Below are 21,849 nucleotides of genomic sequence, written 5' to 3' on the forward strand. Positions count from 1 at the left end.
TTGCCGGATACGTCTTATCCGGACTACAAATCGAGCATTACGCCAGCCCAAGAAAGAACCCGGCAATAGTCGCACTCATCAGGTTGGAAAGCGTCGCTGCTGCCAGCGCCCGTAAACCAAGCTGGGCGATTTCCGGAGCACGTTTTGGCGAAATAGCCGAAAACGCCCCAACGACAACGCCAATAGAACCAAAGTTAGCAAAACCACACAGCGCAAAGGAGATAATTGCCACGGTTTTCACTTCCAGCGTGCCACCCGTTTGCAGATACGGTGAGAAACTCAGGTAAGCAACAAATTCGTTTATCGCCAGTTTCTGCCCAATCAGACTACCCGCAAGGTTGGCATCGCTCCAGTCTACCCCCATGATCCACGCCAGTGGCGCCAGCACATAGCCAAAAATACTTTCCAGAGAAGCATTGGCGAAACCAAACCAGCCGCCAATTCCGCCGATAATGCCGTTGATCAGCGCAATAATTGCGACAAACGCCATTACCACCGTCGCCACACCAGCGGCGATTTTCAGCCCGGTCATCGCACCGCTCGCCGCCGCTTCGATAAAGCTTTTTGGCGGCGTTTCGCTGAATGACAGGTTTTCAAATGTCACCTGCGAAGGCTCGGTTGCCGGGCTAAGAATACGCGCAAACAAAATACCGCCGGGGATAGCCATCAGCGATGCCGCTAACAGGTAGTCAATCGGCACGCCCATTCCGGCATAACCAATCATCATCGAACCAGCAATGGACGCCATCCCGCTACAAATTGCGGTAAACAGCTCGTTGCGATTCATACGATCGATAAACGGTTTTACGATCGCCGGGATCTCGTTTTGCCCGAGGAAAATAGTGGTAACCGCAACAAAAGATTCGATTTTGCTGATGTTAAGGGCTTTCTGGAAAATACTGCCAAGAATGCGAATCAGCAGCCCCATCACGCCAATGTAATAAAGCAGGCTAATGAGCGCGGTAACGAAGATAATCGCCGGAAGTACGCGAAAGGCGAAGATAAAGCCTGCGCCATCAAAGAGAACATCCATTTTCGGCCCAACCAGCGAACCAAAAATGAAGGCGCTACCGGCATCACTGTAAGACATCACTTTATGAACGCCTAATGCCGCCTGTTCTACTGCCCATTTTCCCGGCGGAAAATAGAGCATGATGCCACCAATAGCGATTTGCAGCAGCAGCGCGGCTCCAACCGTGCGCAAACTGATGCTCTTTTTATTCACCGACAACACAAATGCTATTGCCAGTAACACCACCATCCCCACAACACTTCTCATTATATCCATAATGATTTTCCCTTCATGCCAGTAAACCCGGCGTCAGCGCCAGGTTTCGGTATGTATGATCAGTACGGGCGACGGCTTTCTGCCCGTCAGAAATTAACCCGCGAGACGCTGGTATTCTTTGGCAATTTCACTCGCCAGAATGGCGTTGTTGAACACCAGCTGGATGTTGGATTTCAGGCTGTCACCGCCGGTCAGTTCAGCAACGCGCGCCAGCAAGAACGGCGTACTTTCTTTACCAATAACGCCCTGCGCTTCAGCTTCAGCTACCGCCTGATCGATCGCCGCATTGATAGTGTGTTCCGGCATAGCAAACTGTTCCGGGATCGGGTTCGCTACCACGAGGCCACCGTTCAGCCCGCTTTGCCATTTCACCGCCATCGCACGGGCAATTTCTGTGGCACTGTCGAGACGAATGCTGACGTCAAACGGGCTGGTGCGGCAGAAAAACGCAGGCAGCGCTTTGGTCTGATAGCCAATTAGCGGTACACCGAAAGTTTCTAAATATTCGGTAGTTAAGCCTAAATCGAGAATAGATTTTGCTCCGGCACACACTACGGTGACATTGGTGTGCGCCAGTTCTTGCAAATCGGCAGAAATATCGAAGGTATGTTCCGCCCCGCGATGCACACCGCCAATACCACCGGTGGCAAATACTTTAATTCCGGCAAGCGCCGCAATAATCATCGTTGAAGCAACGGTGGTTGCGCCATTTTTCCCAGCCGCAACAACAAAAGGTAAATCGCGACGGCTAACTTTGGTTACGTTATGTCCTTCACGACCCAGCAATTCAATTTCTTCTTTGCTTAACCCCACTTTCATCACGCCACCAATAATGGCGATAGTGGCAGGTACAGCGCCCTGTTTACGAATAGTTTCTTCTACTTCAATTGCCGTCTGGGCATTTTGTGGAAACGGCATACCGTGAGAGATAATGGTCGATTCCAGCGCAACAACTGGTTTTTTGCTTTTTAAAGCATCCTGAACTTCCGGGGAAATTTGTAATAATTCAGGGGAAATGTTTAATTCAGACATTCTGCGTTCTCCACTAACGATATAACGTTGGCAATCGATAAATTTGGGTTATTGGTGTATTCACAGGAGAGCGCCATTGACGAACATCCCTGTGCAAAACGAACAGATTCGGCAAACGGCATTCCGTCGACCCAACACGAAGCAAGACCTGCCATCATGGCATCGCCCGCTCCGGTAACATTAATGACATTGGTTTTAATCGGTGCAGACCAGCCGTTTTCACCGCCGATTTCACTGTAGTAAACACCGTCTCCGCCCATACTCAGTACCAGGCGGTTCAGGCCATGTTGATGGAACCAGGCGGCAACTTTTGCGACATCTTCACGCCCTGACAGCGCAATCCCGCTCAGGGTTTCCGCTTCAAGACGGTTTGGCTTCAGGGTGTGGATCTGACTTAGCCGATCGCGCACTTTGACACATTTCCAGGCCGAAACCGGATCGACAAATACAGGTACGTCGGCGGCATTATCCAGAATCCAGACCAACGCCTCTTCACTGATATTACAGTCAGCGACAATGACCTTTGCTCCCTGGATAAATTCACGGTGCTGTGCGAGATATTCCGCAGAAATACAGTTACTAATATTCATGTCATTTATAGCAACCAGCATTTCACCGGTATTATCGAGCAATGATAAATAGCTCGACGTATTTTCCCCTGGCACAATCAGGCATTTCTCGACATAAACACCGGATTGATTGGTTTGCGTCAGGAGCGATTGGCCATAAAAATCACTGCCTACAGCGCTAAGTAGCCAGACTTTGTTCCCCAGCAACGCCAGATTTTGCGCGATATTGCGCCCTACTCCACCAGGAGTAAATTTTATTTTCCCTGGATTTGAATCCGCATAATTTAATGATTCATGTGAATATCCGGCGACATCAATATTCGCCGAACCTATAATTACGACATATTCCTTTTCGCGCATAGCACGTCCCCTGGTAAAAAATTACCAACTCTGTCAATCCACAAGAATATAGGTACTGCCAATAACGTTTAAACATGTGTTCATATTTAAACATGTGCTCATAGTATGCATGTTTTACTTAAAGTAAATTGCCGCCAGATGGGCAAAATGGGCAGATTTGAACAGGCTCACAAAACGCTATTAAATGCATGGATTAAAAAAACGAGGAATTTGTGATGGGATGCACAGAACAGGAACAATAAAAAAGGGCAGAAATTAATCTGCCCTTGAGGAAATAACGTTGATGTTCGATGAAGATTTCAGGTTTTCACTTAAAGATAAACCATATAAATTCATATAGTTACCTTCAAGAACTTGTCAATCACCTTGCGATCATCAAATGATACAGGGCAGGAAATTTCTGCCCTGTTGTTCACGTTTTATTATGCGGCTTTCGCTACCGCGTCCACTTCCGGACGTTTCAGGAAGGCATAAGCCAAACCCGCCACCAGCGTACCGGCAATAATTGCTACCAGGTAACCCAGTACCGGCGTAATAGCGCCAGGGATCAGCAGAACAAACAGACCACCGTGCGGTGCCATCAGTTTCGCACCAATCGCCATTGAGATTGCGCCAGTCAGCGCCCCACCAACGATACAGCACGGCAGCACGCGCATCGGATCACGAGCAGCAAACGGAATTGCACCTTCCGAAATAAAGCACAGTCCCAGTACCAGAGCTGCTTTGCCGCCTTCCTGCTGCGCTTTGTCGAATTTGCGACGCGCCACCATCGTTGCCAGCCCCATTGCCAGAGGTGGCACCATACCTGCCGCCATAATCGCTGCCATTGGGCCATAGGTTTGGGTACTCAGCAGACCCACACCGAACGCGTATGCCGCTTTGTTAACCGGGCCGCCCATATCAGTACACATCATGCCACCGAGGATCGCCCCCAGCAGAACCGCATTCGCGGTCCCCATCGTTTGCAGCCAGTGAGTCAGAGCTTCGAGGATGCCAGCAACCGGTTTACCGATCAGGTAGATCATCGCCAGACCAACCACCAGACTGGAAATCAGCGGAATGATCAGGATCGGTTTCAGCGCCTCCATACTCTGCGGCAGTTTCAATTGCGTACTGATTAACTTCGCAATGTAACCAGCCAGGAAGCCCGCAATAATACCGCCAATGAAACCAGAACCAGTGCTGACCGCCAGCATACCGCCAATCAGGCCAGGCGTGAGGCCCGGACGGTCGGCAATAGAGAAGGCAATATAACCTGCCAGTACCGGCACCATCAGCGCAAAGGCTGAACCGCCCCCAATCTGCATCAGCGCCGCTGCCAACGTACCCGGCTCTTTAAACGCTTCGATACCAAAAGCAAAAGAAAGCGCGATACACAGACCGCCAGCAACCACCATCGGCAACATGTAGGAAACGCCCGTCAGCAAGTGACGATACGCGCCTGCACTCTCTTTCTTGCCTTCAGTCGCCGCCGTTTGAGCTTTGCCTGCTGGTTCGTAAGGCGTCGCTTCAGCAACGGCTTTATCCAGTTCCTGCGCGGTTTTCTTCAGCGCCAGACCGGTAGAGGTGCGATACATCGGTTTACCAGCAAATTTCGCCAGATCGACTTCAATATCTGCCGCCACAATCACCAGATCCGCCGCAGCCACTTCTTCAGGGGTGATGGCATTACCCGCGCCTACAGAGCCACGAGTTTCAACTTTCACCCACCAGCCACGTTTTTTCGCTTCGGTTTCAATGGATTCTGCCGCCATAAAAGTGTGCGCCACCCCGGTCGGGCAAGCAGTCACCGCAACTACGCGTTTCGGACCACTCGCAACAACCGGTGCTGTCGTAGCGACCGGCGCAGTGTAAGGTTTCGCATGGCCTTTGGCTTCACTCAGGAACAGCTCAGGGTGCGCAACTGCCCGGGAAATATCGCCCAGCCAGACATTTTTACCGTTCAGCGCGCTGTCATTCGGGATGGAATCACCGAGAACAATCGCCATTTCGGCGTCGTTCGGATTATCGATGATTTCCAGTTTTGCTTTTCGCGCCGCCGCGCCCAGCAGGGTCTTCGCCATATAGGCGCGTGCCTGACCGAGATTAGCGTCAATAATCAGCAGCGTTTTCATTATGCCTCTCCTGCTGTCAGTTAAAAGGTTGTAAGTCGACGCGCGCCATCATTGCGGCCAACTGCGGACGATCGGTAATACCCACATTGCTTTGACTTACCGCCAGGGCAGCAACAGCTGTCGCCAGACGCAGAGTGTGTTCACTGGATTCACGCATCAGCAAGCCATAAATCAGGCCACCAACCATAGAATCCCCTGCGCCAACGGTGCTTACGACATCGACTGACGGTGGTTTGGCGATCCATTCGCCGGAGGCATTAACCCAAAGCGCGCCTTCGGCACCCAGTGAAATAACGACATGCGCGATACCTTGTTCACGCAGCGCATGCGCAGCTTCAATCACATCTTTCATTTCAGGCAGTTTACGGCCAGCCCAGATTTCCAGCTCGCGGCGGTTAGGTTTCACCAGCCACGGTGCCGCTTTCAAACCTGCCACTAACGCTTCACGACTACTATCAAAGATAATGCAAGGACACTGACTACGCAGGCGAGTCATCCAGTCGGTGAAGGCTTCCGGGCTGACGCCTGATGGTAAACTGCCGCTAACACAGACCATATCGAACTGACCAAGCCAGCTCAGAGAATCCGTCACAAAACGTTCCCAGTCGGCTGGAGTGACTTCAAAACCCGAGAAGTTGAGGTCGGTCACTTCGCCGTCTTTTTCCGTCAACTTGACATTAATACGGGTGCGCCCCTGTACAACCTGGAAACGGTTTGCAATGCCCAGCTCGCTGAACAATTGCTGAAACCCATCCTGGTTATCTTTACCGAGGAAGCCGCCAACAGTGACATCAATCCCCAGATCTTTCAGAACTTTGGCAACGTTGATACCTTTACCCGCCGCATGCAGACCGGTGGTTTTTACCAGGTTCACTTCGCCGCGTTCAATTTCCGGGCAGAAACCAACAAGGTCATAAGCCGGATTAAGGGTGATCGTAGCAACACGTCTGCTCATTACGCGCCCTCCCCAAGACCTGCGGCGATGGCGTCGCCAATGGCGTTCAGCGCCTGTTCAGCATCTGGTCCCTGGGCGGTAAAGCGTAGGCGATGACCTTTCTTAACGCCAAGTGCTACAACTTTCATCAGACTACGTCCGTTTGCCGGTTTGCCGGTGCCATCAAGGTTTGTCACGGTAATATCACTGTTAAATTGTTTAATGGTATTGACCAACATGGTGCCTGGACGGGCATGCAGGCCGTGTTCATTGCGCACCACAAACTCCGCGCTTAACACGTCGTCGGTCGGCGCATCATCGCTGGTCAGCAGTGCCAGCAGCGTTGCCGCATCTGCTTTCAGCAAGCGGTCAGCTTTATTGTCGAGCAGCAAATCGGCGAGACGCTTAAGAACCGCGACGGGCTGATCGTCATTCATCGCCACACTCACCAGCATGGCAGCCGTTTCGCCGTCCACATCAAAAGCATTTGCCGCACGGCTTACCGCAATCGCGCTACGCAGATTACCTTCGGCGCTATCGCTCAGCCAGATGCCTTGCCCGAGATTTAATGGCTGCTCGTTGATGGCTTTGGTGACGAAGGTAGCGTCAACTGCGCCCGCTTCTTTCAGACGCGCAGCGTTCAGCGCCTGAAGAGTCAGCAGATCGCTGGCGACGATATCCAGCGTCAGCATTTCGTTGTCGAGCTTCAGCTGCTCACTCTGCTTTTCGCCCATCAGCAATGCGCGAAGTTCTTCTGCTGTTGTTGCTGACTTCAGTTGTTCAGCAACGGAATCATCGCTCAGTACATGGGTTAGTTGGCGCAGCAAGCCCAGATGTTCATCGGAGCTGGCGGCAATACCGATAGCCACGTACGCAACTTGACCTTCACCCCAGGTAATGCCTTCCGGGAACTGAAATACCTGAACGCCGGTTTTCAGCACCTGATCGCGGGTGTCGGTAGTACCGTGTGGAATAGCAATCCCGTTGCCGAGAAAGGTTGAGGTTTGCTGTTCGCGTGCCAGCATGCCATTGACGTAGCCTTCCGCTACATTACCGGCTTGCACCAGCGCCGCGGCGACCTTGCGAATAGCCTCTTCTTTGTCTCCGGCCTTCTCGCCCGGATGGATGTCCTGTACGGATAACTGGAACATAGTTCTCCTCTCTTGCTGAATTGAAACGATTCAGCTTCTATGAGAAAAAAAGCGCCAACCTGGCTTAGGATTAAAGACAAGATCGCGCTGAAACGTTTCAATGAAGAATAATACTTCTTCTTCAGCACGCAAGGGAAGCCGCTAAATTATGTCCAAAAGTTTGATGTGCTGCACATTTTTTTGCCAAAAATCTGAAATGCTGACAGTGAAATTAGCCATCAGCATTAGCATTTCGACGGCGTCAGCTGAGGATCAGCAAGAGTGAAATGCCATTTTGATTATTCGTGGCGAGTTTGATTTCACTGACTGTTTATTTTCTGACAGGCAGCGTAAACTCCGCGTCTTCATCTTTCACTGATCGACCAGCATGCATAACTCCCCCGCAGTTTCCAGCGCGAAATCGTTTGACCTGACGTCAGCGGCGTTTTTAATTGTTGCCTTTCTCACCGGTATTGCAGGCGCCCTGCAAACCCCGACGCTAAGTATTTTCCTCACTGATGAAGTGCACGCGCGCCCGGCGATGGTGGGATTCTTCTTTACCGGCAGCGCCGTTATCGGAATTCTGGTCAGTCAGTTTCTCGCCGGACGCTCTGATAAACGCGGCGATCGTAAATCACTGATTGTCTTTTGCTGCCTGTTAGGCATGCTGGCCTGTACCCTTTTTGCCTGGAATCGCAACTACTTTGTTTTGTTATTCGTCGGCGTTTTTTTAAGCAGTTTTGGTTCTACCGCCAACCCGCAAATGTTTGCTCTTGCTCGTGAACATGCCGACAAAACCGGGCGTGAAGCGGTGATGTTCAGCTCTTTTTTACGCGCTCAGGTATCGTTAGCGTGGGTCATTGGCCCGCCGCTGGCGTATGCCTTAGCGATGGGATTCAGCTTTACGGTAATGTATCTCAGCGCGGCGGTGGCGTTTATTGTCTGCGGCGTGATGGTGTGGTTGTTTTTACCGTCGGTGCAAAAAGAGTTTCCGCTGGCGACCGGCACGGTTGAAGCGCCGCGCCGTAACCGTCGCGATACGCTGTTGCTGTTTGTCATTTGTACATTGATGTGGGGCTCGAACAGCCTGTACATCATCAACATGCCGCTATTTATTATCAACGAACTGCATCTTCCCGAGAAACTGGCAGGTGTGATGATGGGAACCGCCGCCGGGCTGGAAATCCCGACGATGTTGATTGCCGGATATTTCGCCAAACGTCTGGGTAAGCGTTTCTTAATGCGCGTTGCTGCCGTGGGTGGCGTCTGTTTTTACGCAGGAATGCTGATGGCGCATTCACCTGTCATTCTGTTGGGCTTGCAGCTGCTAAATGCTATTTTTATTGGCATTCTGGGCGGCATCGGGATGCTCTATTTTCAGGATTTGATGCCCGGTCAGGCAGGTTCAGCCACCACGCTCTATACCAACACTTCGCGCGTGGGCTGGATCATCGCAGGATCAGTGGCGGGCATCGTCGCCGAGATCTGGAATTATCACGCTGTGTTCTGGTTTGCGATGGTGATGATTATCGCCACTCTGTTTTGCTTACTGCGGATTAAAGATGTTTAAGGCGCGGTCAGCATTTCCAGATCGATAAGCCAGGTCATGGCCTGCTGACGCGTGTTACCGCACATTTCAGCACTGGCCTGCAAGCCTGCGCAAACTTTCGGCCGTAGTGGAGATGTGAAAATTTTACAGCGTTGCTGTTCATCAAGCTGAATGCAGGGCGTATTGGCGGGCTTGCCATCTGGCATACCGGGAATAGGACTGGAGATTGAGGGGGCGGTGCAACACGCCCCGCAACCCGGACGGCATTCCATACGTTGTTCTCTTAAGGTTAACCACCGGATTGAGGAGCGCGCACATTACCACCTTTTTGGCACCAGCAAAAGTGCGAATACCACTTGCCTGAAAGGCCCGTCGCGAGTAGTTTGTCGCGATATTTTTGACATTTTCGACAACAGGAATTTTTCGATGCCAAGAGCGAACGAAATTAAAAAAGGTATGGTACTGAATTACAACGGCAAACTGCTGCTGGTTAAGGACATTGATATTCAGTCGCCTACCGCCCGCGGTGCCGCTACGCTGTACAAAATGCGTTTTTCAGACGTCCGTACCGGGCTGAAAGTGGAAGAACGCTTTAAAGGCGATGATATCGTTGATACCGTGACGCTGACCCGCCGCTACGTTGACTTCTCCTACGTCGATGGCAACGAATATGTCTTTATGGATAAAGAAGACTATACCCCGTATACCTTCACCAAAGATCAGATTGAAGAAGAACTGCTGTTTATGCCGGAAGGCGGCATGCCAGACATGCAGGTTCTGACCTGGGACGGTCAACTGCTGGCGCTTGAACTGCCGCAGACCGTTGATCTGGAAATCGTTGAAACCGCTCCTGGCATCAAAGGCGCTTCTGCCAGTGCCCGTAACAAACCGGCGACCTTGAGCACCGGCCTGGTGATTCAGGTACCAGAATACTTAAGCCCGGGCGAAAAAATTCGTATCCATATCGAAGAACGCCGTTATATGGGGCGTGCTGACTAACTTCAGCCACATTCAGAAAAGGGACAGCTCAGACTGTCCCTTTTTTAATTTATTATACCAATCCTTCATTTTGCGCTTCCTGAACACCTTTCGCCTGCAATATTCACTTGTAAATTGATCGTCCTCACACTTCATCGCATTAACAATCCAGACCAATTTCAATTGCTGTCATATAACTTTACACTAGCGTTGTTAATCAATCGTTACTAAGACGTGACTTCTATGAACACAATTGCCTCCACTACGTTCCCGCCTCACATTCACACTCCACGTTACGATCGCCAGCAATTGAAATCCCGTATCGTTCATTTTGGCTTTGGAGCCTTTCACCGCGCACATCAGGCGTTACTGACCGACCGTGTGCTGAATGCCCAGAGCAGCGATTGGGGGATCTGTGAAATCAGTTTGTTCAGCGGCGATCGGCTAATGAGCCAACTTCGCGAACAGGATCATTTATATACCGTGTTGGAGAAAGGCGCAGACGGCAATCAGGCGATTATTGTCGGGGCCGTTCATGAATGCCTGAATGCAAAACTGGATTCCTTAGCGGCGATTATTGAGAAGTTTTGCGAACCGCAGGTGGCAATTGTGTCCCTGACCATTACCGAAAAAGGTTATTGTATCGACCCGGCCACCGGGGCGCTTGATACCAATAATTCGCGGATTATTCATGACTTACAAAGCCCGGAAGAACCTCACTCCGCGCCAGGCATTCTTGTCGAAGCGCTGAAACGCCGTCGTGAACGTGGCCTTGCGCCGTTTACCGTACTTTCCTGCGATAATATTCCCAACAATGGTCATGTGGTGAAAAATGCGGTGCTGGGGATGGCTGAAAAACGCTCTCCAGAACTTGCCGAGTGGATAAAAGAACACGTCAGCTTTCCGGGAACCATGGTCGACCGCATTGTCCCGGCAGCAACGGAAGAATCACTGGCAGAAATTAGCCAATATCTGGGCGTGAATGATCCCTGTGCAATTAGCTGCGAGCCGTTTATCCAGTGGGTGGTGGAAGATAACTTCGTCGCAGGGCGCCCAGCCTGGGAAATCGCAGGTGTACAAATGGTGGATGATGTCCTGCCGTGGGAAGAGATGAAACTGCGCATGCTTAATGGCAGCCACTCTTTTCTCGCTTATCTGGGCTACCTGGCTGGATTCGCCCATATTAGTGATTGCATGCAGGACCGCGCATTTCGCCATGCCGCCAGAACATTAATGTTGGATGAGCAAGCGCCAACGCTACGGATTAAAGATGTCGATTTAACATACTATGCGGATACGTTAATTGAACGTTTTGCCAATCCAGCGCTGAAACATAAGACCTGGCAAATCGCGATGGATGGCAGTCAAAAATTACCGCAACGCATGTTGGCAGGGATTCGCATCCATCTGGCTCGCGAAACAAACTGGCCGTTACTGGCATTAGGCGTCGCAGGTTGGATGCGCTATGTGAGCGGCGTAGATGATGCCGGAAAAGCTATCGATGTCCGCGATCCGCTTTACGATAAAATTCACAACCTCGTTGCGGGCAGTAGCAGTGAACAACGCGTCACCGCCCTGCTTTCTTTGCGTGAAGTATTCGGTGATGACCTACCAGATAACCCGCATTTTGTGCAGGCCATCGAACAAGCCTGGCAACAAATCGCGCAGTTCGGCGCGCATCAGGCGCTATTAAACACCCTCAAAATTTAACGATTTCTGCGGTTAAAGCGGATGGAGCATCGCTTAGTCCGCCCGCTCTCTTCTCTTTTCCGCCTTTTTTAGCCAGGATTAACGCACAGTTAACTCATCTGATTATTGCGGAGCCGTTGTGACCAGGACCAACCTCATCACCGGTTTTCTCGGCAGCGGGAAAACAACCTCTATTCTTCATCTGCTAGCCCACAAAAATCCCAACGAAAAATGGGCGGTTCTGGTTAATGAATTTGGGGAAGTCGGAATTGATGGTGCTTTGCTCGCCGATAGCGGCGCATTGCTGAAAGAGATCCCCGGCGGCTGCATGTGCTGCGTTAATGGGTTACCCATGCAGGTAGGGTTGAATACCTTACTGCGCCAGGGAAAACCAGACCGCTTGCTGATAGAGCCGACCGGACTGGGTCATCCGAAACAGATCCTCGATCTGTTAACCGCGCCGGTCTATGAACCGTGGATCGATCTGCGCGCCACGTTGTGCATTCTCGATCCGCGCCTGCTGCTGGACGAAAAAAGCGTCGGTAATGAAAACTTCCGTGATCAACTGGCTGCCGCAGACATCATTGTCGCCAATAAATCCGACCGTGCTACGCCAGAAAGCGAGCAAGCGTTACAACGCTGGTGGCAACAAAACGGTGGCGAACGGCAATTAATTCACAGCGATCATGGGCAAATTGAAGGTCATCTTCTGGATTTACCTCGTCGAAATTTAACTGAGTTGCCCGCCAGCGCTGCCCATTCGCATCAACATAACGAGAAAAAAGGATTAGCGGCATTAAGCCTGCCAGAGCATCAACGCTGGCGTCGCAGTCTGAATAGCGGACAAGGACACCAGGCCTGCGGTTGGATATTCGACGCTGATACCGTGTTCGACACCATTGGCATTCTGGAATGGGCGCGACTTGCGCCGGTCGGACGCGTAAAAGGCGTGATGCGGATACCAGAAGGTCTTGTGCGCATCAACCGTCAGGGCGATGACCTGCACATTGAAACGCAAAACGTTGCACCACCAGATAGCCGCATTGAGCTGATTTCCAGCAACGAAACTGACTGGAATGCCTTACAGAGCGCGCTGTTGAAGCTTCGTTTAGCGACCAACGCGTAAGGTTGCCTGCGTTTTTCAGTAAGATAATTAGAGAAAATATGATCAAAAATTTGCCGCAAATAGTGCTGTTAAATATTGTCGGCCTCGCGCTGTTTCTTTCCTGGTACATTCCCGTCAATCATGGATTCTGGTTGCCGATTGACGCGGATATTTTTTATTTTTTTAATCAGAAACTGGTCGAAAGCAAGACTTTTTTATGGCTGGTTGCGTTGACTAATAATCGCGCCTTCGACGGTTGTTCACTGCTGGCGATGGGAATACTGATGCTGAGTTTCTGGCTGAAAGAAAACGCACCCGGCAGACGGCGTATTGTGATTATTGGTCTGGTCATGCTGTTAACCGCAGTGGTATTAAACCAGTTGGGCCAGGCATTTATTCCGGTAAAACGGGCCAGTCCGACATTGACCTTTACAGATATTAACCGCGTCAGCGAACTGCTATCTGTTCCAACGAAAGATGCCTCACGAGATAGTTTTCCCGGCGATCATGGCATGATGCTGCTTATTTTTTCCGCTTTTATGTGGCGATATTTCGGAAAAGTCGCAGGAGTAATCGCCCTTATTATATTTGTGGTTTTTGCATTTCCCAGAGTGATGATTGGCGCACATTGGTTTACCGATATCATTGTCGGTTCCATGACGGTGATATTGATTGGGTTGCCCTGGTGGCTAATGACACCTTTAAGTGATCAATTAATCGCCTTTTTTGACAAATCACTGCCTGGAAAAAATAAACATTCATAAAACAAATAACTCACAGTAATTAACATCATCAGGTTTATTTTCATAGTAGGGATAATCCTGATGATGTGCGACTTTGCTCTCGTTCATTAAGTGAAATGATCATTCTCTAAGCAAATGAATGGATTGCGCATCTTTTAGACAATAGTACTTTAATTGACCAATCCCGTTTATTAACTTTCTGTATCACTTTTTCTTATAAAAAATCATGTAAAACCGCTCGCCAAGACCGCGTCAATCGGGTAATCTCGAACACGTTTTGCCTCGGCGGTAGATTATCCTCACAGCATATAATTTTGTGCGTTAGTCCACAGATTTGGCCTTAAGGAATTGTTTCAACGTGCCCAGGTAATTAGTCTCGTGTCGCTTGGCATTTTTTTATAACGATATTTGTCGTTAAGGACTTCAAGGGAAAACAAACAACATGGTCAAATCTCAACCGATTTTGAGATATATCTTGCGCGGGATTCCCGCGATTGCAGTAGCGGTTCTGCTTTCTGCATGTAGTGCAAATAACACCGCAAAGAATATGCATCCTGAGACACGTGCAGTGGGTAGTGAAACATCATCACTGCAAGCTTCTCAGGATGAATTTGAAAATCTGGTTCGTAATGTCGACGTAAAATCGCGAATTATGGATCAGTATGCTGACTGGAAAGGCGTACGTTATCGTCTGGGTGGCAGCACGAAAAAAGGTATCGATTGTTCTGGTTTCGTACAGCGTACATTCCGCGAACAATTTGGCTTAGAACTTCCTCGTTCAACTTATGAACAGCAGGAAATGGGCAAGTCAGTTTCCCGTAGTAATTTACGTACAGGTGACTTAGTTCTGTTCCGTGCCGGTTCAACTGGACGCCATGTCGGTATTTATATCGGCAACAATCAGTTCGTTCATGCTTCCACCAGCAGTGGTGTTATTATTTCCAGCATGAATGAGCCGTACTGGAAAAAGCGTTACAACGAAGCACGTCGGGTTCTTAGCCGCAGCTAATAAACCGTTTGGATGCAATCCCTTGGCTATCCTGACGAGTTAACTGAAGGCACTGCTTAAGCAGTGCTTTTTTGTTTTCATTCATCATAGAAAATGATGTTTCCGTGCCTTGAACCAGGCTATAGTCCCGTCATTCTCTTCCACTTCAGCGTTGTCGTAATCTCGGGAATATTAACGGAACCATGTTCATACGCGCTCCCTCTTCCGGACGTAAGATCCTGCTTACCTGCATTATTGCGGGCGTGATGATTGCAATACTGGTCAGCTGTCTTCAGTTTTTGGTTGCCTGGCATAAACACGAAGTCAAATACGATACACTGATTACCGACGTACAAAAGTATCTCGATACCTACTTCGCCGACCTGAAATTAACCACTGACCGCCTACAGCCGCTCACCTTAGATACCTGTCAGCAGGCTAACCCTGAACTAACTGCCCGCGCGGCGTTTAGCATGAATGTTCGCACATTTGTGCTGGTGAAAGATAAAAAGAGCTTTTGTTCATCAGCGACGGGGGAGATGGATATACCGCTCAATGAGTTGATCCCGGCGCTCGATATTAACAAAGACGTCGATATGGCGATGTTGCCTGGCACGCCAATGGTGCCCAACAAACCCGCTATCGTCATCTGGTATCGCAACCCTTTATTGAAAAATAGCGGCGTTTTTGCAGCATTAAACCTGCACCTGACGCCATATCTTCTCTATAGCTCTCGTCAGCAAGATTTCGACGGAATCGCACTCATTATTGGCGATACCGTGCTTTCGACATTTTCGTCGCATTTGATGAACGTCCGTGAGTTATCCGGCAAACCAGTACGCGAAACCAAAATAACAGGCATTCCGCTGACTGTGCGTCTTTATGCTGATGACTGGACATGGAACGATGTGTGGTATGCGTTTTTACTGGGCGGTATGAGTGGAACTGTCGTTGGCCTGCTCTGCTATTACCTGATGAGTGTGCGTATGCGCCCTGGCAGAGAAATTATGGCTGCCATCAAACGTGAGCAATTTTACCTGGTGTATCAGCCGGTGGTTGATACACCAACGCTGCGGGTCACGGGCCTGGAAGTGCTGCTACGCTGGCGTCACCCTGTTGCAGGTGAAATCCCGCCGGATGCCTTCATTCAATATGCCGAATCGCAAAAGATGATCGTGCCGCTAACCCAGCATCTGTTTGAGCTTATAGCCCGTGATGCGGCTGAATTACAAAACGTACTGCCGGTGGGCATAAAGTTTGGCATTAATATCGCACCGGAACATCTGCACAGCGAGAGCTTTAAAGCGGATATACATCGGCTGCTCGCCTCCCTACCCGCGCACCATTTCCAGATTGTACTGGAGATAACCGAACGCGATATGCTGAAAGAGCATGAAGCCACGAAACTGTTCGCCTGGCTGCACTCTGTCGGCGTGGAAATTGCTATTGATGACTTCGGCACCGGACACAGCGCGCTTATCTATCTGGAACGCTTCACGCTCGAGTATCTGAAAATTGACCGTGGATTTATCAATGCTATAGGTACGGAAACGGTCACATCTCCGGTGCTTGACGCGGTGCTCACGCTGGCGAAACGTCTCAATATGCTGACGGTTGCTGAAGGTGTCGAAACACCGGAACAGGCGCGCTGGCTACGTGAGCGCGGTGTTAATTTCCTGCAAGGCTATTGGATTAGCCGCCCCTTACCGATAGATGATTTTGTCCGCTGGCTGGAGAAACCGCATACGCCGCAGTGGTAAGGTGTGCTTGTGTCCCTTATTATTCATAGTTGAAGCATGCCGGATTGCGGCTAATGATGAGTAAAAGGAAATCCGTTGCAGATGATTGTGCGCATACTGCTGCTGTTTATCACCCTGTTCACCTTCGGTGCGCAGGCGCAAGCTATCAAGGAAAGCTATGCCTTTGCGGTGCTGGGAGAACCCCGGTATGCTTTTAATTTCAACCATTTTGATTATGTGAATCCCGCTGCGCCGAAGGGCGGGCAAATAACGTTATCCTCCATTGGTACCTTCGATAATTTTAACCGCTATGCACTACGCGGAAACCCCGGCGCACGCACCGAGCAACTGTACGACACGCTATTTACCACTTCCGATGACGAACCCGGCAGTTATTATCCGCTGATTGCCGAAAGCGCACGCTATGCTGACGATTATTCCTGGGTAGAAGTCGCTATCAATCCGCGCGCCCGTTTTCATGATGGTTCGCCGATTACCGCACGCGACGTTGAGTTTACTTTTCAAAAATTTATGACCGAGGGCGTGCCACAGTTTCGCCTGGTATACAAAGGCACTACGGTCAAAGCCATAGCGCCATTAACCGTGCGTATTGAATTAGCCAAACCAGGCAAAGAAGATATGCTGAGTCTGTTTTCGCTGCCGGTATTTCCAGAAAAGTACTGGAAGGATCATAAACTTAGCGACCCGCTCTCTACGCCTCCGCTTGCCAGTGGTCCGTACCGCATTACGTCCTGGAAAATGGGGCAAAATATTGTCTATTCCCGCGTGAAAGATTACTGGGCGGCCGATTTACCGGTAAATCGTGGTCGCTGGAATTTCGATACCATTCGCTACGATTATTATCTCGACGATAATGTTGCCTTCGAAGCGTTTAAAGCTGGCGCCTTTGATTTACGCATGGAAAACGACGCCAAAAACTGGGCCACGCGCTATACCGGTAAGAATTTCGATAAAAAATACATTATCAAAGATGAGCAAAAGAACGAATCAGCCCAGGATACGCGCTGGCTGGCGTTTAATATTCAACGACCGGTATTCAGCGATCGCCGGGTCCGGGAAGCCATCACCCTCGCCTTTGACTTTGAATGGATGAATAAGGCGTTGTTTTACAATTCCTGGAGTCGCACGAACAGTTATTTTCAGAATACCGAATACGCGGCCAGAAATTACCCCGACGCCGCTGAGCTGGTGCTTTTGGCGCCAATGAAAAAAGATCTACCGCCAGAAGTGTTCACGCAAATCTACCAGCCACCAGTGTCCAAAGGCGATGGCTACGACCGTGACAACCTGTTAAAAGCCGACAAACTTCTCAACGATGCAGGCTGGGTGCTGAAAGGTCAGCAACGCGTTAATGCCACCACAGGCCAGCCACTCAGCTTTGAATTATTGCTTCCTGCAAGCAGCAATAGTCAGTGGGTATTGCCGTTCCAACATAGCCTGCAACGGCTGGGTATCAACATGGACATTCGCAAAGTGGATAACTCGCAAATCACCAACCGAATGCGCAGCCGCGACTATGACATGATGCCGCGCGTGTGGCGGGCGATGCCGTGGCCCAGTTCCGATTTACAGATTTCCTGGTCATCGGAATATATCAACTCCACTTATAATGCCCCCGGCGTGCAAAGCCCGGTTATCGACTCGCTAATTAACCAAATTATTGCCGCCCAGGGAAATAAGGAAAAATTACTGCCTCTGGGGCGCGCCCTGGATCGCGTATTAACGTGGAATTATTACATGTTGCCGATGTGGTACATGGCGGAAGACCGTCTCGCCTGGTGGGATAAATTCTCCCAGCCGGCCGTGCGCCCCATCTATAGCCTCGGTATCGATACCTGGTGGTATGACGTCAATAAAGCGGCCAAACTGCCGTCCGCCAGCAAACAGGGAGAGTAGATGGGCGCTTACCTGATTCGCCGTCTGTTGCTGGTGATCCCAACATTATGGGCGATTATCACCATCAACTTTTTCATCGTGCAAATTGCGCCTGGCGGTCCCGTCGACCAGGCCATCGCCGCCATTGAGTTTGGTCATGCCGGAGTATTACCCGGCGCAGGCGGCGAAGGCGTTCGTGCCAGCCATGCGCAAACGGGCGTCGGCAATATCAGCGACAGTAATTACCGTGGCGGACGCGGGTTAGATCCAGAAGTGATCGCTGAGATCACCCATCGCTACGGTTTCGATAAGCCGATCCACGAACGTTATTTCAAAATGCTTTGGGACTACATTCGCTTTGATTTTGGCGACAGCCTGTTTCGCAGCGCTTCGGTGCTGACGCTGATTAAAGACAGTCTGCCTGTTTCCATCACCCTCGGATTGTGGAGCACGCTGATTATCTATCTGGTGTCGATTCCGCTGGGTATTCGCAAAGCCGTTTATAACGGCAGCCGCTTTGACGTCTGGAGTAGCGCATTTATCATCATCGGCTACGCCATTCCAGCCTTTTTGTTCGCCATCCTGCTGATTGTCTTCTTCGCGGGCGGCAGCTATTTCGACCTGTTCCCTCTACGCGGCCTGGTTTCCGCTAACTTTGATTTGCTGCCGTGGTATCAGAAAATCACCGATTATCTGTGGCATATCACGCTGCCGGTGCTGGCTACAGTGATTGGCGGTTTTGCGGCGCTGACCATGCTGACAAAAAACTCATTCCTTGATGAAGTGCGTAAGCAATACGTGGTGACCGCGCGTGCGAAAGGGGTAAGTGAGAAAAATATTCTCTGGAAACATGTGTTCCGCAACGCCATGCTGCTGGTGATTGCCGGTTTTCCGGCGACTTTTATCAGCATGTTTTTCACCGGCTCACTGCTGATTGAGGTGATGTTTTCGCTCAATGGCCTCGGTTTACTGGGCTACGAAGCGACCGTCTCGCGCGATTATCCGGTGATGTTTGGCACCCTGTACATTTTCACCCTGATTGGCCTGCTGCTGAATATTGTCAGCGACATCAGCTATACGCTGGTCGATCCTCGTATTGATTTTGAGGGACGCTAATGTCGCGACTCAGCCCCGTCAATCAGGCCCGTTGGGCGCGTTTTCGTCATAATCGCCGCGGCTACTGGTCGTTATGGATTTTCCTCATCTTGTTTGGTTTGAGTTTGTGTTCTGAACTGATCGCCAACGATAAGCCATTGCTGGTACGTTATGACGGCAGCTGGTATTTCCCGTTGCTGAAAAACTACAGTGAGAGTGATTTTGGCGGCCCGCTGGCAAGTCAGGCTGATTATCAGGACCCGTGGCTGAAACAACGGCTGGAAGATAAAGGCTGGGTACTGTGGGCGCCGATTCGCTTTGGCGCTACCAGTATCAACTTTTCCACCGACAAGCCCTTCCCCTCCCCACCTTCCCGGCAAAACTGGCTGGGAACGGATGCCAACGGTGGCGATGTGCTGGCACGCATTCTGTATGGCACGCGGATCTCGGTTCTGTTTGGCCTGATGCTGACTCTCTGTTCCAGCGTGATGGGCGTGCTGGCGGGGGCGCTACAAGGCTATTACGGCGGTAAAGTCGATCTCTGGGGGCAACGCTTTATTGAAGTATGGTCGGGGATGCCGACGCTGTTTTTGATTATTCTGCTTTCCAGCGTCGTACAGCCTAACTTCTGGTGGCTGCTGGCAATTACTGTCTTGTTTGGCTGGATGAGTCTGGTCGGCGTGGTGCGGGCGGAGTTTTTACGTACCCGTAATTTCGACTACATCCGCGCGGCGCAGGCGCTTGGCGTCAGCGATCGCAGTATTATCCTGCGTCATATGTTGCCTAATGCCATGGTCGCGACCCTCACCTTTTTACCGTTTATTTTATGTAGTTCGATAACCACCCTGACCTCGCTCGATTTCCTCGGCTTCGGTCTGCCGCTCGGTTCACCATCACTCGGCGAACTGCTGCTACAAGGGAAAAATAACCTTCAGGCTCCGTGGCTTGGGATCACTGCCTTCTTGTCGGTGGCGATATTGTTGTCTTTGCTGATCTTTATTGGTGAAGCCGTCCGCGACGCATTTGATCCTAATAAGGCGGTGTAGCATGACGCAAACTCTGTTAGCGATTGAAAATTTGTCGGTGGGTTTTCGCCATCAGCAAACTGTTCGTACCGTAGTGAATGATGTTTCACTACAGATTGAGGCTGGCGAAACGCTGGCGCTGGTGGGTGAGTCAGGTTCTGGCAAAAGCGTTACCGCGCTGTCAATTTTACGTCTGCTCCCTTCCCCGCCGGTTGAATATCTCTCTGGCGATATCCGTTTTCATGGAGAATCGCTGCTTCATGCCAATGAGCAAACATTACGTGGCGTGCGGGGAAATAAGATTGCCATGATTTTCCAGGAGCCGATGGTGTCATTAAATCCATTGCATACACTGGAAAAACAGCTTTATGAAGTGCTTTCACTCCACCGAGGAATGCGTCGGGAGGCGGCTCGTGGCGAAATTCTTAACTGCCTTGATCGCGTCGGTATCCGTCAGGCGGCAAAACGGCTGACAGATTACCCGCATCAGCTCTCCGGCGGCGAACGCCAGCGGGTGATGATTGCGATGGCGCTGTTAACGCGACCGGAATTATTAATTGCCGATGAACCAACCACCGCACTGGACGTCTCTGTCCAGGCGCAGATTTTGCAGCTTTTGCGCGAACTGCAAGGCGAGCTGAATATGGGCATGCTGTTTATTACTCATAACCTCAGCATTGTCAGAAAACTGGCCCACCGTGTGGCGGTAATGCAAAACGGTCGCTGTGTGGAGCAAAATAACGCCGTTACGCTCTTTGCCTCCCCTGAACATCCTTATACGCAAAAGCTACTCAACAGCGAACCGTCAGGCGACCCGGTGCCGTTGCCAGAACCGGCCTCAACGTTGCTTGATGTTGAACAGCTTCAGGTCGCCTTCCCCATTCGCAAAGGGCTCCTGAAGCGCGTCGTCGATCATAATGTGGTGGTGAAAAGCGTCAGTTTTACGCTACGGGCGGGTGAAACGCTGGGTTTAGTGGGCGAGTCCGGTTCCGGCAAAAGCACAACGGGGCTGGCGCTGCTGCGGTTGATTAACTCTCAGGGCAGCATCGTCTTTGACGGTCAGCCATTGCAAAATTTAAATCGCCGCCAGCTGTTACCTATTCGTCATCGCATTCAGGTGGTATTTCAGGATCCAAACTCCTCGCTCAACCCACGACTCAACGTTTTGCAGATTATTGAGGAAGGCTTACGGGTTCACCAGCCGACGCTTTCTGCCGCACAACGCGAAGAACAAGTGATAGCCGTGATGCATGAAGTGGGGTTAGATCCTGAAACGCGCCACCGTTATCCGGCGGAGTTCTCGGGTGGTCAGCGGCAACGTATTGCGATTGCCAGGGCATTGATTCTTAAGCCTTCGCTGATCATTCTTGATGAACCAACATCATCGCTCGACAAAACGGTACAGGCGCAAATATTGACGCTATTGAAATCATTGCAACAAAAGCATCAACTGGCCTATTTGTTTATCAGCCATGATTTGCACGTTGTCCGCGCGTTATGTCATCAGGTTATCGTGCTGCGACAGGGAGAAGTGGTGGAACAAGGACCGTGCGCGCGCGTGTTTGCCGCACCGCAGCAGGAGTATACGCGTCAGCTACTGGCGTTGAGCTGACGC

General features: G+C 50.7%; 18 protein-coding genes. 11 read left to right on the forward strand and 7 right to left on the reverse strand.

The window, feature by feature from the left end:
- Positions 1-37 precede the first annotated feature (37 nt).
- The 6 genes from D9741_RS14550 to fruB form a co-directional block, all read right to left on the reverse strand.
- The gene (locus tag D9741_RS14550) at positions 38-1,288 is read right to left on the reverse strand and encodes a NupC/NupG family nucleoside CNT transporter (RefSeq protein ID WP_130217120.1); all 1,251 of its coding nucleotides are present in this window, start codon (positions 1,286-1,288) and stop codon (positions 38-40) included.
- A gap of 93 nt (positions 1,289-1,381) precedes the next feature.
- Positions 1,382-2,320: a pseudouridine-5'-phosphate glycosidase gene (psuG, locus tag D9741_RS14555; RefSeq protein WP_130217118.1), complete on the reverse strand. Its 939-nt coding sequence runs from the start codon at positions 2,318-2,320 to the stop codon at positions 1,382-1,384.
- Positions 2,308-3,249 carry a pseudouridine kinase gene (locus D9741_RS14560; protein WP_130217116.1) on the reverse strand — a complete coding sequence of 314 codons (942 nt, stop codon included), beginning with the start codon at positions 3,247-3,249 and terminating at the stop codon, positions 2,308-2,310. The genes psuG and D9741_RS14560 overlap by 13 nt, the downstream gene beginning before the upstream one ends.
- 422 nt (positions 3,250-3,671) lie before the next feature.
- Positions 3,672-5,363, reverse strand: a complete 1,692-nt coding sequence (gene fruA, locus D9741_RS14565) for a PTS fructose transporter subunit IIBC (protein WP_130217114.1) — start codon at positions 5,361-5,363, stop codon at positions 3,672-3,674.
- Positions 5,364-5,379: 16 nt separating this feature from the next.
- Positions 5,380-6,318 carry a 1-phosphofructokinase gene (gene fruK / locus D9741_RS14570; RefSeq protein WP_000091270.1) on the reverse strand — a complete coding sequence of 313 codons (939 nt, stop codon included), beginning with the start codon at positions 6,316-6,318 and terminating at the stop codon, positions 5,380-5,382.
- A complete protein-coding gene (fruB, locus tag D9741_RS14575; protein ID WP_130217112.1) occupies positions 6,318-7,448 on the reverse strand; it encodes a fused PTS fructose transporter subunit IIA/HPr protein in 1,131 nt (376 codons plus the stop codon). The genes fruK and fruB overlap by 1 nt, the downstream gene beginning before the upstream one ends.
- A 367-nt stretch (positions 7,449-7,815) precedes the next feature.
- Here fruB and setB point away from each other — a divergent pair, with 367 nt between their 5' ends.
- Positions 7,816-8,997, forward strand: a complete 1,182-nt coding sequence (setB, locus tag D9741_RS14580) for a sugar efflux transporter SetB (RefSeq protein ID WP_130217110.1) — start codon at positions 7,816-7,818, stop codon at positions 8,995-8,997.
- Here setB and D9741_RS14585 read toward each other — a convergent pair.
- A complete protein-coding gene (locus D9741_RS14585) occupies positions 8,994-9,248 on the reverse strand; it encodes a YkgJ family cysteine cluster protein (RefSeq protein ID WP_064526801.1) in 255 nt (84 codons plus the stop codon). The two genes, setB and D9741_RS14585, sit on opposite strands and share 4 nt — an antisense overlap.
- 154 nt (positions 9,249-9,402) lie before the next feature.
- On the opposite strand from D9741_RS14585, the gene yeiP reads away from it, so the two are divergent.
- The 10 genes from yeiP to yejF all read left to right on the forward strand — a co-directional run bounded on the left by yeiP (position 9,403) and on the right by yejF (position 21,846).
- Positions 9,403-9,975, forward strand: a complete 573-nt coding sequence (yeiP, locus tag D9741_RS14590) for an elongation factor P-like protein YeiP (protein ID WP_001136827.1) — start codon at positions 9,403-9,405, stop codon at positions 9,973-9,975.
- 222 nt (positions 9,976-10,197) lie between these two features.
- Positions 10,198-11,664, forward strand: coding sequence for a mannitol dehydrogenase family protein (locus D9741_RS14595; RefSeq protein ID WP_130217108.1), 1,467 nt, complete (start codon positions 10,198-10,200; stop codon positions 11,662-11,664).
- 118 nt (positions 11,665-11,782) lie between these two features.
- Positions 11,783-12,769: a zinc-binding GTPase YeiR gene (gene yeiR / locus D9741_RS14600; RefSeq protein WP_130217106.1), complete on the forward strand. Its 987-nt coding sequence runs from the start codon at positions 11,783-11,785 to the stop codon at positions 12,767-12,769.
- 38 nt (positions 12,770-12,807) lie between these two features.
- On the forward strand, positions 12,808-13,512 hold the full coding sequence (gene lpxT / locus D9741_RS14605) for a Kdo(2)-lipid A phosphotransferase (RefSeq protein ID WP_130217104.1): 705 nt from the start codon (positions 12,808-12,810) through the stop codon (positions 13,510-13,512).
- 421 nt (positions 13,513-13,933) lie between these two features.
- The gene (mepS, locus tag D9741_RS14610) at positions 13,934-14,500 is read left to right on the forward strand and encodes a bifunctional murein DD-endopeptidase/murein LD-carboxypeptidase (protein ID WP_000241011.1); all 567 of its coding nucleotides are present in this window, start codon (positions 13,934-13,936) and stop codon (positions 14,498-14,500) included.
- Positions 14,501-14,682: 182 nt separating this feature from the next.
- A complete protein-coding gene (locus tag D9741_RS14615; protein ID WP_130207104.1) occupies positions 14,683-16,239 on the forward strand; it encodes a cyclic di-GMP phosphodiesterase in 1,557 nt (518 codons plus the stop codon).
- A gap of 81 nt (positions 16,240-16,320) precedes the next feature.
- A complete protein-coding gene (locus D9741_RS14620) occupies positions 16,321-18,135 on the forward strand; it encodes an extracellular solute-binding protein (RefSeq protein ID WP_130217102.1) in 1,815 nt (604 codons plus the stop codon).
- Positions 18,136-19,230, forward strand: a complete 1,095-nt coding sequence (locus D9741_RS14625) for a microcin C ABC transporter permease YejB (protein WP_130217100.1) — start codon at positions 18,136-18,138, stop codon at positions 19,228-19,230.
- Positions 19,230-20,255 (forward strand): ABC transporter permease, encoded by a 1,026-nt coding sequence (locus D9741_RS14630; RefSeq protein ID WP_130217098.1) that lies wholly within the window; start codon positions 19,230-19,232, stop codon positions 20,253-20,255. Before D9741_RS14625 ends, D9741_RS14630 begins: the two co-directional genes overlap by 1 nt.
- Before the next feature lies 1 nt (position 20,256).
- Positions 20,257-21,846 carry a microcin C ABC transporter ATP-binding protein YejF gene (yejF, locus tag D9741_RS14635; RefSeq protein ID WP_130217096.1) on the forward strand — a complete coding sequence of 530 codons (1,590 nt, stop codon included), beginning with the start codon at positions 20,257-20,259 and terminating at the stop codon, positions 21,844-21,846.
- The last annotated feature ends 3 nt before the right edge of the window (positions 21,847-21,849 follow it).

The sequence above is a fragment of the Escherichia sp. E14V7 genome, assembly GCF_004212225.1.
Lineage (GTDB): Bacteria > Pseudomonadota > Gammaproteobacteria > Enterobacterales > Enterobacteriaceae > Escherichia.